We start from the raw sequence: 18,267 nt of genomic DNA on the forward strand, positions 1-18,267 counted from the left end.
GAAACTGTCCAAGATCTGTGGCAGGCCAGGGGCGGCCCCGACACGAACGCGTCCGCCGGGTCTCGGGTCCCTACCGGCCGCGCCGCCTGCCAGCTACATTGCCGAGAGCGATGGGATCAGTACACGACGTAGCTCTATTCCCGGGGACGTTCGGGACGTTCATCGTGGAGGCAGGATGAATCATGCACTTCAAGTGGCCATGGCCGAAGCTGGTGAGACAGCCGAGAGTCTTGCAGCTCAGACGGGGGTGGATCCGAAGACGGCAGCGCGGTGGATAAGCCCGGGACGCGTGCCGCAGCCCCGTCGGCGGGCAAAGCTGGCTGCGCTCCTTGGGAGGGACGTTGGGGACCTCTGGCCGGATGTCCTCAAGCGGCGCGAGCCGCAATGGCTGCGCGAGTGGGTCGACTGGGAACGCGAAGCCGTTGCGATCCGGTGGTTCGAGCACACCTGGGTGCCCGGCCTTTTGCAGACCGATGCGTATGCGCGGGCGACGTTGACGGGCGAAGCGTTGACGCTTGACGAAGTTGACGATGTGGTCGCCTCCCGCATCGACCGACAGGCCATCCTTCGCCGCGAACGTCCACCCCTTCTGGTCGCAGTCGTTCACGAACTGGTCCTGTACCAATCGGCGTATGACGACAGGTCATTGATGCGTGAGCAGGTCGCCCACCTTGCGCAATGCGCGGCGCTGCCCGCTGTTCAGGTGCTCGTAGTGCCACAGGACGTCGGGATGTATCCGGGCCTTGGCGGGGGGTTCATCGTGGCCGAGCTACCTGACGGCGGGCAGGTCGCGCATATCGACAGCCAGGTGCGGGCGCAGATCCTTAATGGAGCTGCGGACGTTGCTACGCTCAATCACAGGTGGGAACGCATCAGAAGTGAAGCTCTTTCCCGCCAACAGTCCCTCGACCTGATCAGGAAAGCAGCGGGATCATGGACCTGACCGGCGCGCTGTGGCGTAAGAGCACAAAGAGCGGAAACAACGGAGGCTCGTGCGTCGAGGTCGCTGACAACCTCCCCGGCGTCGTCCTCGTCCGCGACACCAAAGACCGCGACGGGGGGACGCTGACCTTCGAACCGGCGGCATGGGCCGGCTTCGTCGACCTGGCGAAGGTGATCGGCCCCGTCGGCTGACAGCGCAGCACCAACCGCCCCCGGTGTCCTGGAGGTCCCACGGAACCGGGGGCTTTTCGTGTGTCGAGGATAAGGTCCGCCCACCGTGCGCCGCTTATAATGTGGGAAATCTGTCTCAAAATTTGGGAGAGCGCGATGAGCGTGACGGACGTCTTCGACGCGGTGGCCGGCACCTACGACGAGGCCCGCAGGCGGTTGGTGCCCTGCTTCGACAGCTTCTACGGCACCGCCGTCCGGGTGGCCGCGCCGCCGTTGCGGGCCGCGCTCGCCGCCGGGCGTACCCCGGAGGTGTTGGATCTGGGCGCGGGCACCGGCCTGCTCTCGTTGCTGCTCGCCACGGCGGTGCCCGGGGTCCGGCTGACCCTGGTGGACGGGGCGCCGGCGATGCTCGCCCGCGCCACCGACCAGTTGGACGCGCGGTCCGTGCCACACCTGACGGTCCACGCCGACCTGGCCGACGAGCTGCCGCCCGGGCGGTACGACGCGGTGGTCAGCGCGCTGGCGATCCACCACCTGGACGACGCCGGCAAGCGCGTGCTCTACCGGCGGGCCGCCGCGGCGCTGGCGCCGGGTGGGGTGTTCGTCAACGCCGAGCAGGTCGCCGGCCCGACCCCGGAGCTGGACCGGCGCTACGACGAGGTGTGGATGGAGCAGATCACCGAACTGGGCGCGTCCCCAGAGGAGATCGCCGCCTCCCGCGGCCGGATGCGCCACGATCGGCCGGCGACAGTGGCCGACCAGTGTCGGTGGCTCGCCGAGGCCGGCCTGGTCGACGTCGACTGCTACTTCAAGGAGTGGCGTTTCGCGGTGTTCGGCGGTCGCGCCGCGTGACGACAACCGGTATGGGTGTTTCGACGTCGGAGGGTGAGCCGGCGAACGCACGGATGACTGGCGGTCATACCTATGGGTAATCTGCTCGGCATGACTGCCAAGGTGACTCTGTCGTTCACCGACGAGACGATCGAGGAGGCCCGGCGGTTCGCGAAGCGCGAGGGCCTGTCGCTCTCCGCGTGGATGGACCAGGCCGCCCGGGAGAAGGCGCTGCGCGAGGTCTTCACCGCGCACGCCGCCGCCGTGGGCCGAGCCGGTCTGGACCTGGAGTCCGCCGCCCTCGCCGACGCCCGCGAGGCGGGCATGGTCAACGACCTGCTCTCCGGCGGCCGGCCGCGTGCTGCGTAGGGGAGAGGTCTGGCGCATCGAGGGCGCCCGGGAACGCCTCGGGCTCGTGGTCAGCTCGGACGTCTACAACTCCACCGACGTGCCCATCGTGATCGTGGTCGAGGTGGTCGAGGAGTCGCTGCTGCGCGACTCGCCGCTCGCCGTCTCGATGGGCCGGTACGTGGTGATGCCCGACCGCATCTCCTCGCCGATGAAGAAGTGGTTCACCGAATGCGTGGACGTCGCCGACACCGACACCATGCACCGGGTCGGCCGCGCGCTACGCATCCTCCAGCAACTCTGAGCGGCACCTCACCACCGCCGCCGACCCGTGGTGCGGTCCACGTTTCCGGGCCGACCCGCGACGGGCACTGCCAGGAAACCGGGCGTTCCTAGCGTTCCTCCTCGTCACACCGACGAGGAGGAGCCGCCGTGAGCACGCTCACCAGCACCGCAGTCACCGCCCGGCCAGCGGCCACCACCGGCCGTGCGCGCCGGCTCGACGACTGGCGCCCCGAGGACCCCGACTTCTGGCGGGTGACCGGCGCGCCGATCGCCCGGCGCAACCTCTGGGTATCGATCTTCGCCGAGCACGTCGGCTTCTCGGTGTGGAGCCTCTGGTCGGTCACCGTGCTCTTCCTCGGCCCGGCCTACGGCATCGACCCGGCCGGGAAGTTCCTGCTCACCGCCGTGCCCGCCGCGCTGGGAGCGGTGCTGCGGCTGCCGTACACGCTGGCGGTGGCCCGCTTCGGCGGGCGGCGTTGGACGATCATCAGCGCCCTCATGCTGCTGGTGCCCACGGTGCCGATGACGGTGCTGCTGGAACCCGGGGTGTCCTACTCCACCCTGATGGTGCTCGCCTGCCTGACCGGCGTGGGCGGGGGCAACTTCGCCTCCTCGATGGCGAACATCAACCTGTTCTACCCGGAGCGGCTCAAGGGTCGGGCCCTCGGGCTCAACGCGGGCGGCGGCAACCTGGGCGTACCCGCAGTGCAACTGGTCGGCCTGGCGGTCCTCGCCACCGCCGGTGCCGCGTACCCCCGGCTGGTCCCGGCGGTCTACCTGCCGCTGATCGTGCTGGCGGCGCTGGCGGCGGCCCGGTGGTTGGACACCGTGCCCGGTGCGCGCAACGAGCCCGGCGCGCTGCGCGAGGCGGCCCGCGATCCGCACACCTGGGTCATGTCAGTGCTCTACATCGGCACCTTCGGCTCGTTCATCGGCTTCGGCTTCGCCTTCGGGCAGGTGCTCCAACTCCAGTTCGCCGAGCGGTTCCCCACCCCGGTCGACGCCGCCTGGCTGACCTTCCTCGGGCCGCTGGTCGGCTCGCTGATCCGGCCGCTGGGCGGGCACCTGGCCGACCGGCTGGGCGGAGCCCGGGTGACCTTCTGGAACTTCGTCGCGATGGCGGCCGGCGCGGGCACCGTGCTGTACGCGGCCCGGGAACGCTCGTTCGGGCTCTACCTGGCCGGGTTCATCGCCCTCTTCGTCTTCTCCGGCATCGGCAACGGGTCCACCTACAAGATGATCCCGGCGATCTTCCGGGCCCGGGCGGCGGGCGCGGTGGCCACCGGTCGCCGCGACCCGGAGGCGGCCGCCCGGTGGGCGCGGCGGATGACCGGCTCGTTGATCGGCATCGCGGGTGCCGTCGGCGCGTCCGGTGGGGTGCTGGTCAACATCTCGTTCCGTCAGTCGTTCCTCGGCTCCGGCAACGCCGACGCCGCCTATCTGGCCTTCATCGGCTGGTACGCGTTGTGCTTCGCGATCACCTGGGTGGTCTACCTGCGGCCCCGCGCCAATCGGCTGGCCAACGTGTGAGCTGGGCCACGGACGGCGGGTCGGCGCGGGGGACCGTACCCCCGTTTTGACCTGCGTACCGGGCGCCGGGTATCGTTGCCTGCTGTTGTACGACATCCAGAGGCGTGCCCCATCAGGTACGCTTGGTCGTTCGTGCGCGCTGGTCCGGCCTGCAAGATCTGGTCACCTCGGCGCGCGACCCCAGACCGACGACGAGACAAGGTAGACCTGTGCGTACGTACAGCCCGAAGCCGGGTGAGATCGAGCGTCAGTGGCACGTCATCGACGCCTCTGATGTCGTGCTGGGCCGCCTGGCCACCCACGCCGCCACGTTGCTGCGTGGTAAGCACAAGCCGACTTTCGCGCCGCACGTCGACACGGGCGACTTCGTCGTCATCGTGAACGCGGGCAAGGTTGCGCTGACCGGCAACAAGCGCCACACCAAGGTTGCTTACCGCCACTCCGGTTACCCGGGTGGTCTGAAGCAGGTCGGCTACGACGAGCTGCTGACCAAGCGCCCCGAGCGGGCCATCGAGCTCGCGGTGAAGGGGATGCTCCCGCACAACAAGCTCGGCCGTCAGCTGATCAAGAAGCTGAAGGTCTACGCCGGTGCCGAGCACCCGCACCTCGCGCAGCAGCCGGTGCCGTTCGAGATCAAGCAGATCGCGCAGTGAGCGCGGGCGAAGGAATCAGCATGACCGACATCACCGAGACCGAGGTCGCCCCCGAGGTCACCGAGGCGCCGGCGCCCGTCGCCCGTGCGCCGCGTGGTGACCGCCCGATCCAGACCGTGGGTCGGCGCAAGGAGGCCATCGTCCGGGTCCGCATCGTCCCGGGCACCGGCAAGATCACCTGCAACGGCCGCGACCTCGAGGCCTACTTCCCGAGCAAGGTGCACCAGCAGCTCATCAAGGACCCGCTGGTCACCGCCGAGAAGCCCGAGGCGTTCGACGTCATCGCCAACCTGCGTGGCGGCGGCACCACCGGCCAGGCCGGTGCGCTGCGGCTGGCCATCGCGCGTGCGCTGATCGTCAGCGAGCCCGACGACCGCCCGGCCCTGAAGAAGGCCGGCTTCCTCACCCGGGACGCCCGGGTCAAGGAGAGCAAGAAGTACGGCCTCAAGAAGGCCCGTAAGGCTCCCCAGTACTCGAAGCGCTGATCTTTCCCAGCGCGTTGTACTTCTGACGGACGGCCGGTCCGCCTCCCCGATCGGGGAGGTGGGTCGGCCGTTCCGCTTTCTCCTCACTTGTTGTGCTCAATCGGAGGTTGGCGGGTATGGGTCGGTTGTTCGGCACGGACGGCGTACGCGGGCGGGCAAACGCGGATCTCACCCCCGAGTTGGCGATGGCGCTCGCCGTCGCCGCCGCGCACACACTCGCCGAGACGGACCGCAGCCACCCGCCACTCGCCGTCGTCGGTCGAGACACCCGGGCCAGCGGCGAGATGCTGGAGGCCGCCGTGGTGGCCGGCCTGACCAGCGCCGGCGCCAATGTGGTGCGGGTCGGCGTGCTGCCCACCCCGGCGGTGGCGTTCCTCACCGCCGAGGCCAAGGCCGACCTCGGCGTGGTGCTCTCCGCGTCGCACAACCCGATGCCGGACAACGGGATCAAGCTCTTCGCCGCCGGCGGGCACAAACTGCCCGACGAGATTGAGATGCAGATCGAGGCGGCCGTCGAGACGAACAGCACCACCGCCTGGGAGCGGCCGGTCGGTGCCGGCGTCGGGCGGGTGCACGACCTGCTCGACGGTGCGGACCACTACGTCCAGCACCTGGTCGGCGCCGTGCCACACCGGCTGGACGGAATCAAGGTCGTGGTCGACTGCGCCAACGGCGCGGCGAGCGAGGTCGCTCCCGTGGCCTACCGGGAGGCCGGCGCGGAGGTCGTCGCGATCAACGCCGAGCCCGACGGTCTGAACATCAACGACGACTGCGGCTCCAACCACATCGAGGCGCTGCGCGAGGCCGTCATCCAACACGGCGCCCACCTGGGCATCGCCCACGACGGCGACGCCGACCGGATCGTGGCGGTCAGCGCCGACGGCGACGAGGTCGACGGCGACCAGGTCATGGCGATCCTGGCGCTGGCCATGCGCGAGGCCGGCACGCTCACGCAGGACACTCTCGTCGCCACCGTGATGAGCAACCTCGGGCTACGGCTCGCGATGTCCGCGCAGGGCATCCGGCTGATCGAGACCAAGGTCGGCGACCGGTACGTGCTGGAGGAGCTGCGCGCCTCCGGCCTGGCCCTCGGCGGTGAGCAGAGCGGTCACATCGTGATGCCCGCGCACGCCACCACCGGCGACGGTGTGCTCACCGGCCTGCACCTGATGGCCCGGATGGCGGCCACCGGCCAGTCCCTCGCCGAGCTGGCCTCGGTGGTCACCAAGCTGCCGCAGGTGCTGATCAACGTGCCGGTCGGCGACCGGACCGTCGGCGCCAACGCGCCCGCCGTCCGCGCCGAGGTCGAGCGGGCCGAGGCGGAGCTGGGTGAGACCGGCCGCGTGCTGCTGCGCCCGTCGGGCACCGAACCGCTGGTACGCGTGATGGTCGAGGCCGCCACCGAGGCGACCGCCCGCGAGGTCGCCGAACGGATCGCCGAGCAGGTCCGCACCGCCAGCCCTGCCCGGTAGTACGTCGGTTGGACGCTGTGGAGCTGAATCGTCTACGACATCAGCTCCACAGCGTCCCGGCCGGGCAGTCTCCCCGGCCGGGCAGTCTCCCGGGCCGGGCAGTCTCCCGGGCCGCCGGATCACCGCCGCAGCGTGTGCAGTCGGGTCACCGCCGCAGCGCGTGCAGTCGGGTGACCGCCTCGGCCAGCACCTCGGGACGCTTGCAGAAGGCGAAGCGGACCAGCCGCCGGCCGGCCTCGACGTCGTCGTAGAAGACCTGCGTGGGCACCGCCACCACACCGCAACGCTCCGGCAGTGACCGGCAGAACTCCACCCCGTCCCGGCCGCCGAGGGCGGTGATGTCGGCGGTGACGAAGTACGTCCCCTCCGAGCTGAGCACGTCGAACCCGGCGTCGGTGAGACCGTCGACGAGTTGGTCACGCCGTTGCTGGAGCCCGTCCCGGAAACCGGTGTAGTAGTCGTCCGGCAGGGCCAGCGCCACGGCCACCGCCGGTTGCAGCGGCGCGGCGTTGACGTACGTGAGGAACTGCTTCACTCGCACCACCGCCGAGATCAGCGCCGCCGGACCGCTCGCCCAACCGACCTTCCAGCCCGTGCAGGAGAACGTCTTGCCGGCCGACGAGATGCGCAGCGTCCGCTCCCGCATCCCCGGCAGGGTCGCCAGCGACACGTGCGGGCTGGCCGCGTCGGTGAACACCAGGTGCTCGTACACCTCGTCGGTCACCGCGTACGCGTCGAACTCCTGGCACAGGTCGGCCACCATGGCCAACTCGGTCGGGCTGAAGACCTTGCCGGTCGGGTTGTGCGGTGAGTTGAGCAGCACCAACCGGGTGCGCGGGCCGAACGCCGCGCGAAGCGCCGCCGGGTCGAAAGCGTACCCGCCGTCGGTCGTCGGGCGCAGGGTCACCGGTCGCCGGACCGCCCCGGCCAGTGCGATCGAGGCAGCGTACGAGTCGTAGTACGGCTCGAAGCAGACCACCTCGTCGCCCGGTTCGCAGAGCGCGAGGATGCTCGCCGCGACAGCCTCGGTCGCGCCTGCAGTGATGACGATCTCGCCGTCCGGGTCGTACGTGAGGTTCTGGAATCGTCGCTGGTGGGCCGCGACCGCCGCGCGCAGGGCGGGGATACCGGGGCCGGGCGGGTACTGGTTGTGCCCGCCGCGCAACGCCTCGGCGGCGGCGGCCAACATCTCCGGTGGGCCGTCGGTGTCGGGAAACCCCTGGCCGAGGTTGACCGCCCCGGTGCGCACGGCGAGGGCGGACATCTCGGCGAAGATCGTCGTGCCGAACGGCCGCATCCGGGCCACCAGCGGGTCGACATCGGTGCTCGTCACCTGCGCCAGCCTAAGGCCACCTACGGGCCGAACCCCAGACCCGTCGGGCTCATTCACGTCCGCCCACGCCCACGTCCGCCCACGCCCACGTCCGCCCACGCCCACGCCCACGCCCACGTCCGCACGGCCGCTTGATCGACACGAGATCGCCGATGTCGGGGTGTCGACGGCATCCTGATACCGCTACATCGCTGATCTCGTGTCGATCAAGCGGGGTCGGCCACGCTCAGCCTCACGCGGGCGTGCAACTGGTCGCCCCGTACCCCTGAATCTTCTTGACGACTGGCTTGCCGGCGCCGGTGATCGTGACGGTGCACTCGAGCGGTCGCTCACGGTCGTCGTCGTCGGACCACGTCGCCTCCACCATGACCCGGCTCTGGCCGCTGGTCCGGATGGTGATCCGCCACGGCAACGTCGCTCCGTCGACGTGGATCAGGTCGCTCTCGGCGTCGTAGAACGCGATGTCGGCCTCGCCCGCTCCGGTGACCTCGTAGACCACTGTCACCGGGGCCGGCCCCGACGTCGGCCGGGTGATCGGCTGCTTGCTCGGGGTCGGGGCCGCGGGGCTGGATAGCTCCGGATCGGGCGCACGTGTGGTGGGCGCGGTCCAACCGTCGTCGGGAATGACCCACGGTTCCTCGGCGACCGGGTCCGAGCCGGGCTCGTCGAGCAGGAAACCACCCGCGCAGAAGCAGCCGCAGACGAGCACGACCAGCACCACGAAGGCCGCGACGACGATTCCGACGATCCGACCGGCGCTCGTGCTCCGGCTGCCGCTGAACTGCGGCTGGCCGGGGTAGGCGTACGGCGGTGGATAGCCGTGGGGTGGCCACGCGGCGTGCGGTGGCCATCCAGGCTGCGGCTCCCCCGGAGGCGGGGGCCAGCCGGCTGGGGGCGGCGAACCGGCGTGCGGTGGCCATCCAGGCTGCGGCTCCCCCGGAGGCGGGGGCCAGCCGGCGTGCGGGGGCGAACCGGCGTGCGTGGGGTCCGAGGTGTGGGCCGGGTCCGAGGCATCGGGCTGGGGCGGCGTCCACGGGGACGTTGGCGATCCGGGCGTCCACTGGGTGGTGGGCGGTTGTGGCGCCCACTCGGTCGTGGGCGGTTGCGGCGTCCACGGCGTGAGCGTCCAGGGGGCCGGTGGTGCCCACGGCTGGCCCGGGGCGAGCGGGTCGGGTGCCGGCGGCGCACCCGAGGACGGGGGCGCCGTCGGATCCGACGGTGGAGGGCTCGGAGCTGGATCCGACGGGGAGGAGGGGGACGGATCGGGCGGCGGCGCGTCGGACATGGCTGCTCCGGACAGGATCGGGTATGGGGCGAACGGGCCGAGGACAGGCGCGCGGAACCCGCCGAGAGACTTTCGTACCAGCAGGCGTGCCGCAACCCCGTCTGTCCCGGACCGTCCCCGTGCGGGCTGTGACGCTCGTCCCGTTGCGACCCGCCAACCACCTATCGCTCAAATTCAGTGCTTGATAACCCGACTTTCGAGCACCCAACGTGAGTGAAACTGGGTTAGGCTGCGGGCCATGTGTGGAATCGTGGGTTATGCGGGCGCGCGCCCCGCGCTGGGCATCGTGCTCGACGGACTGCGGCGGCTGGAATACCGCGGCTACGACTCGGCGGGTGTCGCGATCGTCTGCGACGACCAACTGCTGACCGAGAAGAAGGCCGGCAAGCTGGCCAACCTGGAGAAGGTGCTCTCCGAGCGGGCCGCCGACGACCCGACCTCCTGCGCGGCCAGTCCGATCGGCATCGGTGACGGCACCACCGGCATCGGCCACACCCGGTGGGCCACCCACGGCGGCCCGACCGACCGCAACGCCCACCCGCACGTCGCACCGGACGGCCGCGTCGCGGTCATCCACAACGGCATCATCGAGAACTTCGCCAAGCTCCGTGCCGAGCTGGAGGCCGACGGGGTCCAGTTCGCCAGCGACACCGACACCGAGTGCGCCGCCCACCTGCTCTCCGCCGCCCTGGCCGACCTGCGCGCCGCCGGTCAGCCGGACGGCCCGCAGCTGCTCGCCGCCGGCATGCGGGTGGTCTGCCAGCGACTGGAGGGCGCGTTCACCCTGCTCGCGGTGGATGCCGCCGTGCCCGGCGCGGTCGTCGGCGCCCGGCGCAACTCGCCACTCGTGGTGGGCCGGGGCGACGGGGAGAACTACCTGGCCAGTGACGTGGCCGCGTTCATCGAGCACACCCGGGAAGCGGTCGAGCTGGGTCAGGACCAGATCGTCCTGATCACCGGTGACAGCATCGAGATCACCGACTTCGAGGGCCAGCCCGCCGCCGGCAAGGACTTCCACATCGACTGGGACTCCTCGGCCGCGGAGAAGGGCGGCTACGACTGGTTCATGCTCAAGGAGATCGAGGAGCAGCCGCAGGCCATCGCCGACACGCTGCTCGGCCGGCTCACCGAGACCGGTGAGATCGCCCTCGACGAGGTCCGCCTCAGCGACCAGGACCTTCGCGACGTCGACAAGATCTTCATCGTGGCGTGCGGCACGGCGTACCACGCCGGGATGGTCGCCAAGTACGCCATCGAGCACTGGACCCGGATCCCGTGCGAGGTGGAGCTGGCCAGCGAGTTCCGCTACCGCGACCCGGTGCTCGACCGGTCCACGCTGATCGTGGTGATCTCGCAGTCCGGCGAGACGATGGACACCCTGATGGCGCTGCGCCACGCCAAGGACCAGAAGGCCCGGGTGCTGGCGATCTGCAACACCAACGGCTCGACCATCCCGCGCGAGTCCGACGCCGTGCTCTACACCCACGGCGGGCCGGAGATCGCCGTCGCCTCCACCAAGGCGTTCCTCACCCAGGTCGTCGCCTGCTACCTGATCGGCCTGCACCTGGCCCAGGTGCGCGGCATCAAGTTCGCCGACGAGGTGGGCGCGGTCGTCGCCCAGTTGCAGGAGATCCCCGGCAAGCTGCGTGAGCTGCTCGACCGGATCGAGCCGGTCCGTGAGCTGGCCCGGGACCTGAAGGACGAGCCGACGGTGCTGTTCATCGGCCGGCACGTCGGCTACCCGGTGGCGCTGGAGGGTGCCCTGAAGCTCAAGGAGCTGGCGTACATGCACGCCGAGGGCTTCGCGGCCGGCGAGCTGAAGCACGGCCCGATCGCCCTGATCGACAAGGGCACACCGGTGATCTGCGTGGTGCCGTCGCCGATCGGCCGGGGCATGCTGCACGACAAGGTCGTCTCCAACATCCAGGAGGTCCGGGCCCGTGGTGCGCGGACCATCGTGATCGCCGAGGAGGGCGACGAGGCCGTCGTCCGGTACGCCGACCACCTGATCTACGTGCCGCGTACGCCGACTCTCCTGGCCCCGCTCGTCACCACGGTGCCGTTGCAGGTGTTCGCCGCCGAGATCGCCGACGCCCGTGGACACGACGTGGACCAGCCCCGCAACCTGGCCAAGTCGGTCACCGTCGAGTAGTCGCTCAGCGGCCCAACACGACCCGGGCCATCCCGTCCAGCGCGGGATTGCCCGGGTCCCAGTAACCGGTGTGGCCGCCCCGACCACCGTCGAAGACCCGGCCACCGAAACCCGGGGCCGACGGGTCGTGACCGAACCACAGCTCATGCCCGGTCCGGTCGGGCCAACCGAGCACCGCGGCCAGCGGCGCCGCACCCAGCAGGGCGCGGCGCCCCAGCTCGTCCGCCGACCGGGCCGCGCGGATCACGTCGCCGGAAGCGCTGCTCGCCCAGACCTCCCCGGGCGGCACGCCCAACTCGCTGGCGTGCGCCGCGCCGACCCCGGGCGAGCCGACGAAGACCAGCGCGTCAGCATCCAGCCCGTGCTCCCGCGCGGCCACACCCACCACCAGCGACCCGTAACTGTGCCCGAGCACTGTCTGCCGGGCCGGTGGCCCCTCATGGGTGGCCCGCAGCCCCTCCTGGAAGCGGTGCAGCGCCGGACCGGCGTCGCGTGCCTGGCCCGCCGAGGCAGCCTCGGTCAGGGAGTCCGGAGCGTCGTAGTCCAACCAGAGCACCGCCGCGCTGCGGTCATCCGGGGCGAGCGCCGCGCACCGGTCCAACACCCGCGCCGCCCTGCCCAGCTCGCCGGGGGCGTCGTCCAGGCCGGCGGTCATCCCCGGCACGTACGTCAGCACCCGGTCGGCCCGGTCCGGGTCGCCGAGCGCCATCACCACCCGGCCCTCACCGGCCGGATCCAACCCGAGCAGGTAAGCCCGGGGCTCCCCGCCGGCAGCCAGCCGTGCGGCCAGCGCGTCCAGGCCGGCCAACCGGCCGACGACCCCACGCAGCCGAAGCGACGTGAGTGGCAGGGGCGGCACCCGGGACAGCAGGTCGCGCCGCTCGGCCAGCAGCTCCTCCCGCCACACTCCGAGGTGCAGCCGGTTGGCCTGGTCGCGGTCGGTCGCCGGCACGCCGTTCCACCGGCCGACCAGTGCCGGCTCGTGCCCGATCAGCCACCGTCGCTGCGCCGGTGTCAGGCCTGACCACCAGGCGTGGACCAGAGCCGGCGAGGCATCCAGGGCCGGTCGGCCCGGCGGTGGCGGGGACGCCCACCCGGTGCTGGCAGCCCGGGCCAGCTCGTCCAACCGGTCGGCGGCGAGCCGGTCGGCGACGCCCGCCTCGTCGAGCGCGTCCCGCAGGGCGGCCGTCACCCCGGCGACCGCCACGCCGTCCCGCTCGGTCGACCGTTGTCGAACGGGATCGACGTGCACCAGACCCGAACGGTCCACCACCAGGCCGGCCGCCTCTGCCTGGGCGACCGCGGCGGCGAGCCGCGCCTTCGCCACCGTCAGCCGTCCGGCCAGCTCGGCAAGCACCTGATCGGCCTCGATCAGTGCGGGCGCGACCGACGTCAGCTCGCCCTGCAGAGCCACGAGCCGGGAGCCCGCCGCGACGGCCGCCACGCCGGACCAGGCGTCGCGCAACCGGCCGCCCGCCGCCCGCAGCTCACCGGCGCGACGGTCGACCGGCCCGGTCAGCCCGGACCAGGCCACCCCGGCGGCCCGCCACCCGCTCGGGTCGGCTGCCCACAGTTGCCGGTAACCGACGCTGCTCACCGGGGCAGGGCGGCGAAGCGGTCGGCGGCTCGGTCGTCGACGGTCTCGTACGCCTCGGCTGCCACCCGCACCCCCTGCGAGGTCTCCTCGACCCGGGTGCCCAACCGGCAGAGCCAGGTGTGCGCGGCCGACTCCAGCCCGGCCAGGGCCGCGCCGGCTCGCCACTCGGGTGCCGCGACCAGCAACCCGGGCGTCCCGGCGAGGCCCAGCGCCAGCCGGTGCGCCTCGCCGTCGAGCGTGCCGGCGACCGCCCGCAACTCCTTCGGCCGGACGACGAACGACTCATCGGTCATGACTCCACCCCCGTGGACGATCGGCTTGGACGCGCTGACGCTAGGCGCGTACCGGTGGCCGTCTCGTGCCCTGTGGACAACCGGCGGTGAGCCGTACCCCGGCCTGTCCACAGGCGTTGCCCAGCGCGGACCCGACGGCTAATCTGCGGCCCCGAGCGCCGGTAGGGTGATGTGGTGATCGTCGCCGTCGGCATCGACGTGGTCCTGGTCGACCGGTTCGCCCGGGCGCTGGCCCGGACGCCGCCGCTCGCCGACCGGCTCTTCACCACGACCGAGCGGCACACCCGCGCCGGTGCACCACGCTCGTCGGAGTCGCTCGCCGCCCGCTTCGCCGCCAAGGAGGCGGTGGCCAAGGCACTCGGCGCTCCGGCCGGGTTGAGCTGGCACGACTGCGAGATCGTGTCCGACCCGGACGGCCGCCCCCGGCTCGCCGTCTCCGGCACCGTCGCCGCGGCGGCGCAGGCGCGTGGTGTCAACCACTGGCATCTGTCGTTGTCGCACGACGGTGGGATCGCGTCGGCGATGGTGGTAGCGGAGCGGTGACGTCGGCTGGGCGGGCCGATCCGGCCCACCCGCGAACGGGATGGGACGGGGTGGCATGAGATCGGTGTGGCGGGTGGCCGACGTGCGGGCGGCCGAGGCGGGGCTGATGGGCACACTGCCGGAGGGGACGCTGATGCAGCGTGCCGCCGCCGGGCTGGCCCGCCGGGTCGCACTCCTGCTCGACGAACGCGGCGGGGTCTACGGGGGCCGGGTGCTGCTGCTGGTCGGTTCCGGTGACAACGGCGGCGACGCCCTGTACGCGGGGGAGCGGTTGGCCCGCCGGGGTGTCCACGTGTCCGCCCTGCTGCTCACCCCCGGGCGCGCGCACGCCGCCGGGCTGGCCGCGCTGCGCGCGGCCGGCGGTCGGCTGGTGCCGCAGCCCACCGGCCCGGTCGACCTGGTCCTCGACGGGATCGTCGGCATCGGTGGCACCGGTGGGCTGCGGGCGAACGCGGACGAGGTGGTCCAACGCCTCGGTGAGCTGCGGGGGCGGGACGGTGCGCGGGCCACTGTCGTGGCGGTGGACGTGCCGAGCGGGGTCGCGGTGGACACCGGCCACGTTCCGCTGTCCGCGTCCGGCCGGCCGACCGCCGTGCGGGCCGACGTGACGGTGGCGTTCGGCGCGCTGAAGCCCGCACTCGTGGTCGGCCCGGCCGCCGCCCTGGCCGGGCAGGTGGAGTTGGTCGACATCGGGCTGCGGCCGTGGCTGCGAGGCACCCCGGCGCTACGGGTCACCGAGTGGTCCGACCTGGTCGAGTGGTGGCCGGAGCTGGGACCGGCGTCGGAGAAGTACACCCGGGGTGTGGTGGGGGTCGCCACCGGCTCGGAGACCTATCCGGGTGCCGCGGTGCTCTCCGTCGGCGGGGCTCTGGCCGGGCCGACCGGCCTGGTCCGCTACGCCGGCAGCGCCCGCGCAGAGGTGCTGCACCAGCACCCCTCGGTGATCGCCGGCGGACGGGTCGCCGACGCGGGCCGGGTGCAGGCCTGGGTGTGCGGCTCCGGGTTGGGCACCGGCGCGGACGCGGCGGCCGAGCTGCGTGCCGTCCTGGCCGCCCCGGTGCCGGTGGTGCTCGACGCCGACGCGTTGACCCTGCTGGTGGACGGCTCGCTCGCCGACCGGCTGCGGGGCCGGGACGCGCCGATCGTGGTCACCCCGCACGACCGTGAGTTCACCCGACTCTGCGGGGAGGAGCCCGGCGCCGACCGGGTCGGCTCCGCGCTGCGGCTGGCCGCCTGGATGAACGCCGTGGTGCTGCTCAAGGGGGACCGCACGGTGATCGGCACCCCGGACGGTCGGGCGTACGTCAACCCGACCGGCACCCCCGCGCTGGCCACCGGCGGCACCGGCGACGTGCTGGCCGGGCTGCTCGGCTCGCTGCTGGCCGCCGGAGTGCCCGCCGACCGGGCGGCGGCCTCGGCCGCGTACCTGCACGGGCTCGCCGGTCGGGAGGCGGCCCGGGGCGGGCCGGTGACCGCGCCCGACGTGGTCACCGCGCTTCGCCCGGTTGTCGCCCGGCTGGGCTGACCGTGCCGACCCCGCCGGATCGGCGCCCGGGGGCGTGCGTCGCCGCCCCCGGTGATCACGACGGAAAGTAGGCTGGGCGTATGTGGCAGGCCGAGGTACGCGTCGATCTTGACGCCATCCGCGAGAACGTGAGCCGACTCCGCTCCGGCACCACCGCCGAGCTGATGGCGGTGGTGAAGGCCGACGGGTACGGCCACGGCATGCTCCCGGCCGCCCGCGCGGCGCTCGACGCCGGCGCGGACTGGCTCGGTGTCTGCACCCTCGACGAAGCGCTCACGCTGCGCCGGGGCGGGGTGACAGCGCCCGTCCTGGCCTGGCTGCTCGCGCCGGGGCTGCCGCTGCACGAGGGGATCAGCGCCGGGGTGGACCTGGGCGCGGCCAGCCTGCCGCAACTGAACGAGATGATCGAGGCGAGCCGGCTCGCCGGGCGTCCCGCCCGCCTGCACCTGAAGATCGACACCGGGCTGTCCCGGGGCGGCGCGACCGTCGCCGACTGGCCGGGGCTGCTGGACGCCGCCGCTAAGGCGCAGGCCGACGGCCTGATCGAGGTGGTCGGTGTGTGGAGCCACTTCGTGTACGCGGACTCGCCCGGCCACCCCACCACCGACCGCCAGTTGGCCGTCTTCCACGAGGGGTTGGCCATGGTCGAGCGGGCCGGGCTGCGACCGCGCTGGCGGCACCTCGCCAACTCGGCGGCCACCCTGACCCGCCCGGACACCCACTTCGACCTGGTCCGCCCCGGCATCGCCATCTACGGCCTCTCCCCGGTCACCGGCGAGACGTACGGGCTGCGACCGGCGATGACCGCCCGGGCCCGGGTCATGCTCACCAAGCGGGTGCCCGCCGGCACCGGCGTCTCCTACGGGCACACCTACACCACCGAGGCCGACGCGAACCTGGCCGTCGTCCCGCTCGGGTACGCCGACGGAGTTCCCCGGCACGCGTCCAACACCGGGCCGGTGCAGCTCGCCGGGGCGCGAAGGACCATCTCGGGGCGGGTCTGCATGGACCAGTTCGTGATCGACTGCGGCGACGACCCGGTGGCCGACGGCGACGTGGCGACCCTGTTCGGCAGCGGCGTCGACGGCGAACCGACAGCCGACGACTGGGCCGAGGCGGTCGGCACGATCAACTACGAGATCGTCACCCGCTTCGGCGGTACCCGGGTGCCCCGGGTCTACGACGGCGAACGGCCATGAGCTACCGCATCCCGCGTCCGCGTACCGCTGCGGGTCGGGTCGCCGGCATCGTCGGCGCCGCGGTGGGGGTGGCCGCGGCGGGCCTGGCGGCCGGCGTCGCGACCGAACGCACACTGGTCCGCCGCTTCAAGGCCGACCCGACCGACCGCTACGCGCACGAGACGTTCGGTGAGCAGCGGTACGACGAGGCGTTCCGTCTGGAGCTGCCGGACGGCACGGACATCCACGTCGAGGTGGTCGAGCCGACCCGGCCGGTGTCGGGGCATCCGACAGTGGTGCTGGTGCACGGCTTCTGCCTGGACATGGGGACGTTCCACTTCCAACGCCAGATGCTCGCCGAGCGCGGTGACTACCGGATCGTGGCGTACGACCAGCCCGGTCACGGCCGCTCCGGCCGGTTGGAGACCGGGGAGTACGACCTCGCGGTGCTCGGCCGGACGCTGCGTCAGGTGATCGACCGGACTGCGCCGGACGGGCCGCTGATCCTGGTCGGGCACTCGATGGGCGGCATGACCATCATGGCGTTCGCCGAGTTGTTCCCGGAGCTGTTCGGTGACCGGGTGGTGGGCACCGTCCTGATGGCCACGTCGGGCGGGCTCGTCGCGGAGACCAAGCTGGTCGCACCCGCGCTGCTCGGCCGGGTCGGCGGCCCGGTGCTCTACATGGTCAGCAACGCCACCCGGTACGGCGGGCCGGTCATCGACAGGGCCCGCAAGTCGACGTCGAACGTGGCCTGGCTGCTGACCCGCAAGTACGGCTTCGGCACCCGCAAGCCCAGCCCGGCGCTGGTGTCCTACGTGGAGACGATGAACTCCCGGACGTCGGCTGACACTGTCACCCGCTATCTGCGTACGCTGGCCACCCACTCGCGCTTCCCGGCGCTGGCGGCGCTGGCGGCGACCCCGGTCCTGGTGGTGGTCGGCGACAAGGACATGATCACTCCGGTGACCCACTCCGAGGAGATCGTCCGGCGGCTGCCGCACGCCGAGTTCGTGAAGATCAAAGACAGTGGTCACGTGGTGATGCTGGAGCACGCCGACGAGGTCAACGCCGCGCTCGCGCGGTTCCTCGATTCGATCGCAGAGCCGGAGGAACGGTGAGTCACGTCGTCAAACTGCCGACCGTCGAGGACACCCGGGAGTTCGGCCGCCGCCTGGCCGGGCTGCTGCGCGCCGGCGACCTGGTGCTGTTGACCGGCCCGCTGGGCGCCGGCAAGACAGCCCTCACGCAGGGCATCGGCGCCGGGCTCGGTGTGCTCGGAGACGTCACCTCGCCGACGTTCGTGATCGCCCGGGTGCACCGGCCCGACCCGACCCTGGGCGGTCGGGTGGCGCTGGTGCACGCCGACGCGTACCGGTTGGGGGCTGCCACCGATCCGCGCGCCGAGATCGACGATCTGGACCTCGACGCTTCGGTGGACGACTCGGTGACGGTGGTGGAGTGGGGCGAGGGCCTGGTCGAGCAGCTGGTCGACGCGCACCTGCGGGTACGGATCGACCGCCGCGACGACGACACCCGCGTCGTCGAGCTGGATCCGGTCGGTGGTGACTGGGCTCGGCGGCTCGCCGACCTGGGTTAGTCTCCGACCGGGCTGGGCCGGCCGCTGTCGTACCCGATGCCTAG

At 72.1% G+C, this 18,267-nt stretch carries 19 protein-coding genes; 15 read left to right on the forward strand and 4 right to left on the reverse strand.

Annotated features, from left to right (window positions below; genetic code table 11):
- Positions 1-175: 175 nt before the first annotated feature.
- The 9 genes from GA0070612_RS09800 to glmM all read left to right on the forward strand — a co-directional run bounded on the left by GA0070612_RS09800 (position 176) and on the right by glmM (position 6,717).
- Positions 176-943: a DUF5753 domain-containing protein gene (locus tag GA0070612_RS09800; protein WP_088987619.1), complete on the forward strand. Its 768-nt coding sequence runs from the start codon at positions 176-178 to the stop codon at positions 941-943.
- The gene (locus GA0070612_RS09805; RefSeq protein ID WP_088987620.1) at positions 934-1,134 is read left to right on the forward strand and encodes a DUF397 domain-containing protein; all 201 of its coding nucleotides are present in this window, start codon (positions 934-936) and stop codon (positions 1,132-1,134) included. The genes GA0070612_RS09800 and GA0070612_RS09805 overlap by 10 nt, the downstream gene beginning before the upstream one ends.
- A gap of 135 nt (positions 1,135-1,269) precedes the next feature.
- The gene (locus GA0070612_RS09810) at positions 1,270-1,965 is read left to right on the forward strand and encodes a class I SAM-dependent methyltransferase (protein WP_088987621.1); all 696 of its coding nucleotides are present in this window, start codon (positions 1,270-1,272) and stop codon (positions 1,963-1,965) included.
- A 90-nt stretch (positions 1,966-2,055) separates the two neighbouring features.
- Positions 2,056-2,313: a DUF6364 family protein gene (locus GA0070612_RS09815; protein WP_141911149.1), complete on the forward strand. Its 258-nt coding sequence runs from the start codon at positions 2,056-2,058 to the stop codon at positions 2,311-2,313.
- Positions 2,303-2,596 (forward strand): type II toxin-antitoxin system PemK/MazF family toxin, encoded by a 294-nt coding sequence (locus GA0070612_RS09820; protein WP_088987623.1) that lies wholly within the window; start codon positions 2,303-2,305, stop codon positions 2,594-2,596. Before GA0070612_RS09815 ends, GA0070612_RS09820 begins: the two co-directional genes overlap by 11 nt.
- A 128-nt stretch (positions 2,597-2,724) precedes the next feature.
- A complete protein-coding gene (locus tag GA0070612_RS09825; RefSeq protein WP_088987624.1) occupies positions 2,725-4,107 on the forward strand; it encodes an MFS transporter in 1,383 nt (460 codons plus the stop codon).
- 209 nt (positions 4,108-4,316) lie between these two features.
- Positions 4,317-4,760 (forward strand): 50S ribosomal protein L13, encoded by a 444-nt coding sequence (rplM, locus tag GA0070612_RS09830; protein ID WP_088987625.1) that lies wholly within the window; start codon positions 4,317-4,319, stop codon positions 4,758-4,760.
- Between the two features lie 20 nt (positions 4,761-4,780).
- Entirely contained in the window at positions 4,781-5,245 is a 465-nt protein-coding gene (rpsI, locus tag GA0070612_RS09835; RefSeq protein ID WP_088987626.1) for a 30S ribosomal protein S9, read from the forward strand.
- Between the two features lie 116 nt (positions 5,246-5,361).
- Positions 5,362-6,717 (forward strand): phosphoglucosamine mutase, encoded by a 1,356-nt coding sequence (glmM, locus tag GA0070612_RS09840; RefSeq protein ID WP_088987627.1) that lies wholly within the window; start codon positions 5,362-5,364, stop codon positions 6,715-6,717.
- Positions 6,718-6,862: 145 nt separating this feature from the next.
- Here the strand turns inward: glmM and GA0070612_RS09845 are convergent, their stop codons facing one another.
- Both GA0070612_RS09845 and GA0070612_RS31375 read right to left on the reverse strand, forming a co-directional pair.
- Positions 6,863-8,050: a pyridoxal phosphate-dependent aminotransferase gene (locus GA0070612_RS09845; RefSeq protein ID WP_088987628.1), complete on the reverse strand. Its 1,188-nt coding sequence runs from the start codon at positions 8,048-8,050 to the stop codon at positions 6,863-6,865.
- Between the two features lie 232 nt (positions 8,051-8,282).
- Entirely contained in the window at positions 8,283-8,771 is a 489-nt protein-coding gene (locus GA0070612_RS31375) for an MmpS family transport accessory protein (protein WP_157742449.1), read from the reverse strand.
- 802 nt (positions 8,772-9,573) lie between these two features.
- Between GA0070612_RS31375 and glmS the strand changes: the two genes are divergently transcribed.
- A complete protein-coding gene (gene glmS / locus GA0070612_RS09855; protein WP_088987630.1) occupies positions 9,574-11,487 on the forward strand; it encodes a glutamine--fructose-6-phosphate transaminase (isomerizing) in 1,914 nt (637 codons plus the stop codon).
- Positions 11,488-11,491: 4 nt separating this feature from the next.
- On the opposite strand, the gene GA0070612_RS09860 is transcribed toward glmS, so the two are convergent.
- Both GA0070612_RS09860 and GA0070612_RS09865 read right to left on the reverse strand, forming a co-directional pair.
- Positions 11,492-13,084, reverse strand: coding sequence for an alpha/beta hydrolase (locus tag GA0070612_RS09860; RefSeq protein ID WP_088987631.1), 1,593 nt, complete (start codon positions 13,082-13,084; stop codon positions 11,492-11,494).
- Entirely contained in the window at positions 13,081-13,377 is a 297-nt protein-coding gene (locus GA0070612_RS09865; RefSeq protein ID WP_088987632.1) for a type VII secretion target, read from the reverse strand. Before GA0070612_RS09865 ends, GA0070612_RS09860 begins: the two co-directional genes overlap by 4 nt.
- A gap of 174 nt (positions 13,378-13,551) precedes the next feature.
- Here GA0070612_RS09865 and GA0070612_RS09870 point away from each other — a divergent pair, with 174 nt between their 5' ends.
- The 5 genes from GA0070612_RS09870 (at position 13,552) to tsaE (ending at position 18,223) form a co-directional block, all read left to right on the forward strand.
- Positions 13,552-13,920 carry a holo-ACP synthase gene (locus tag GA0070612_RS09870; RefSeq protein ID WP_088991381.1) on the forward strand — a complete coding sequence of 123 codons (369 nt, stop codon included), beginning with the start codon at positions 13,552-13,554 and terminating at the stop codon, positions 13,918-13,920.
- 55 nt (positions 13,921-13,975) lie between these two features.
- Positions 13,976-15,445: an NAD(P)H-hydrate dehydratase gene (locus tag GA0070612_RS09875; protein ID WP_088991382.1), complete on the forward strand. Its 1,470-nt coding sequence runs from the start codon at positions 13,976-13,978 to the stop codon at positions 15,443-15,445.
- Between the two features lie 80 nt (positions 15,446-15,525).
- Positions 15,526-16,644 (forward strand): alanine racemase, encoded by a 1,119-nt coding sequence (alr, locus tag GA0070612_RS09880; protein ID WP_088987633.1) that lies wholly within the window; start codon positions 15,526-15,528, stop codon positions 16,642-16,644.
- Positions 16,641-17,744 (forward strand): alpha/beta fold hydrolase, encoded by a 1,104-nt coding sequence (locus GA0070612_RS09885; RefSeq protein WP_088987634.1) that lies wholly within the window; start codon positions 16,641-16,643, stop codon positions 17,742-17,744. The genes alr and GA0070612_RS09885 overlap by 4 nt, the downstream gene beginning before the upstream one ends.
- The gene (gene tsaE / locus GA0070612_RS09890) at positions 17,741-18,223 is read left to right on the forward strand and encodes a tRNA (adenosine(37)-N6)-threonylcarbamoyltransferase complex ATPase subunit type 1 TsaE (protein ID WP_088987635.1); all 483 of its coding nucleotides are present in this window, start codon (positions 17,741-17,743) and stop codon (positions 18,221-18,223) included. The genes GA0070612_RS09885 and tsaE overlap by 4 nt, the downstream gene beginning before the upstream one ends.
- Positions 18,224-18,267 lie beyond the last annotated feature (44 nt).

This window comes from Micromonospora chokoriensis (assembly GCF_900091505.1).
Taxonomy (GTDB): Bacteria; Actinomycetota; Actinomycetes; order Mycobacteriales; family Micromonosporaceae; genus Micromonospora; species Micromonospora chokoriensis.

Coding starts and splice junctions, on each gene's coding strand:
- GA0070612_RS09800 (WP_088987619.1), top strand. CDS start 176: ATGAATCATGCACTTCAAGTGGCCATGGCCGAAGCTGGTGAGACAGCC.
- GA0070612_RS09805 (WP_088987620.1), top strand. CDS start 934: ATGGACCTGACCGGCGCGCTGTGGCGTAAGAGCACAAAGAGCGGAAAC.
- GA0070612_RS09810 (WP_088987621.1), top strand. CDS start 1,270: ATGAGCGTGACGGACGTCTTCGACGCGGTGGCCGGCACCTACGACGAG.
- GA0070612_RS09815 (WP_141911149.1), top strand. CDS start 2,056: ATGACTGCCAAGGTGACTCTGTCGTTCACCGACGAGACGATCGAGGAG.
- rpsI (WP_088987626.1), top strand. CDS start 4,781: ATGACCGACATCACCGAGACCGAGGTCGCCCCCGAGGTCACCGAGGCG.
- glmM (WP_088987627.1), top strand. CDS start 5,362: ATGGGTCGGTTGTTCGGCACGGACGGCGTACGCGGGCGGGCAAACGCG.
- glmS (WP_088987630.1), top strand. CDS start 9,574: ATGTGTGGAATCGTGGGTTATGCGGGCGCGCGCCCCGCGCTGGGCATC.
- GA0070612_RS09865 (WP_088987632.1), bottom strand. CDS start 13,377: ATGACCGATGAGTCGTTCGTCGTCCGGCCGAAGGAGTTGCGGGCGGTC.
- GA0070612_RS09875 (WP_088991382.1), top strand. CDS start 13,976: ATGAGATCGGTGTGGCGGGTGGCCGACGTGCGGGCGGCCGAGGCGGGG.
- alr (WP_088987633.1), top strand. CDS start 15,526: ATGTGGCAGGCCGAGGTACGCGTCGATCTTGACGCCATCCGCGAGAAC.
- GA0070612_RS09885 (WP_088987634.1), top strand. CDS start 16,641: ATGAGCTACCGCATCCCGCGTCCGCGTACCGCTGCGGGTCGGGTCGCC.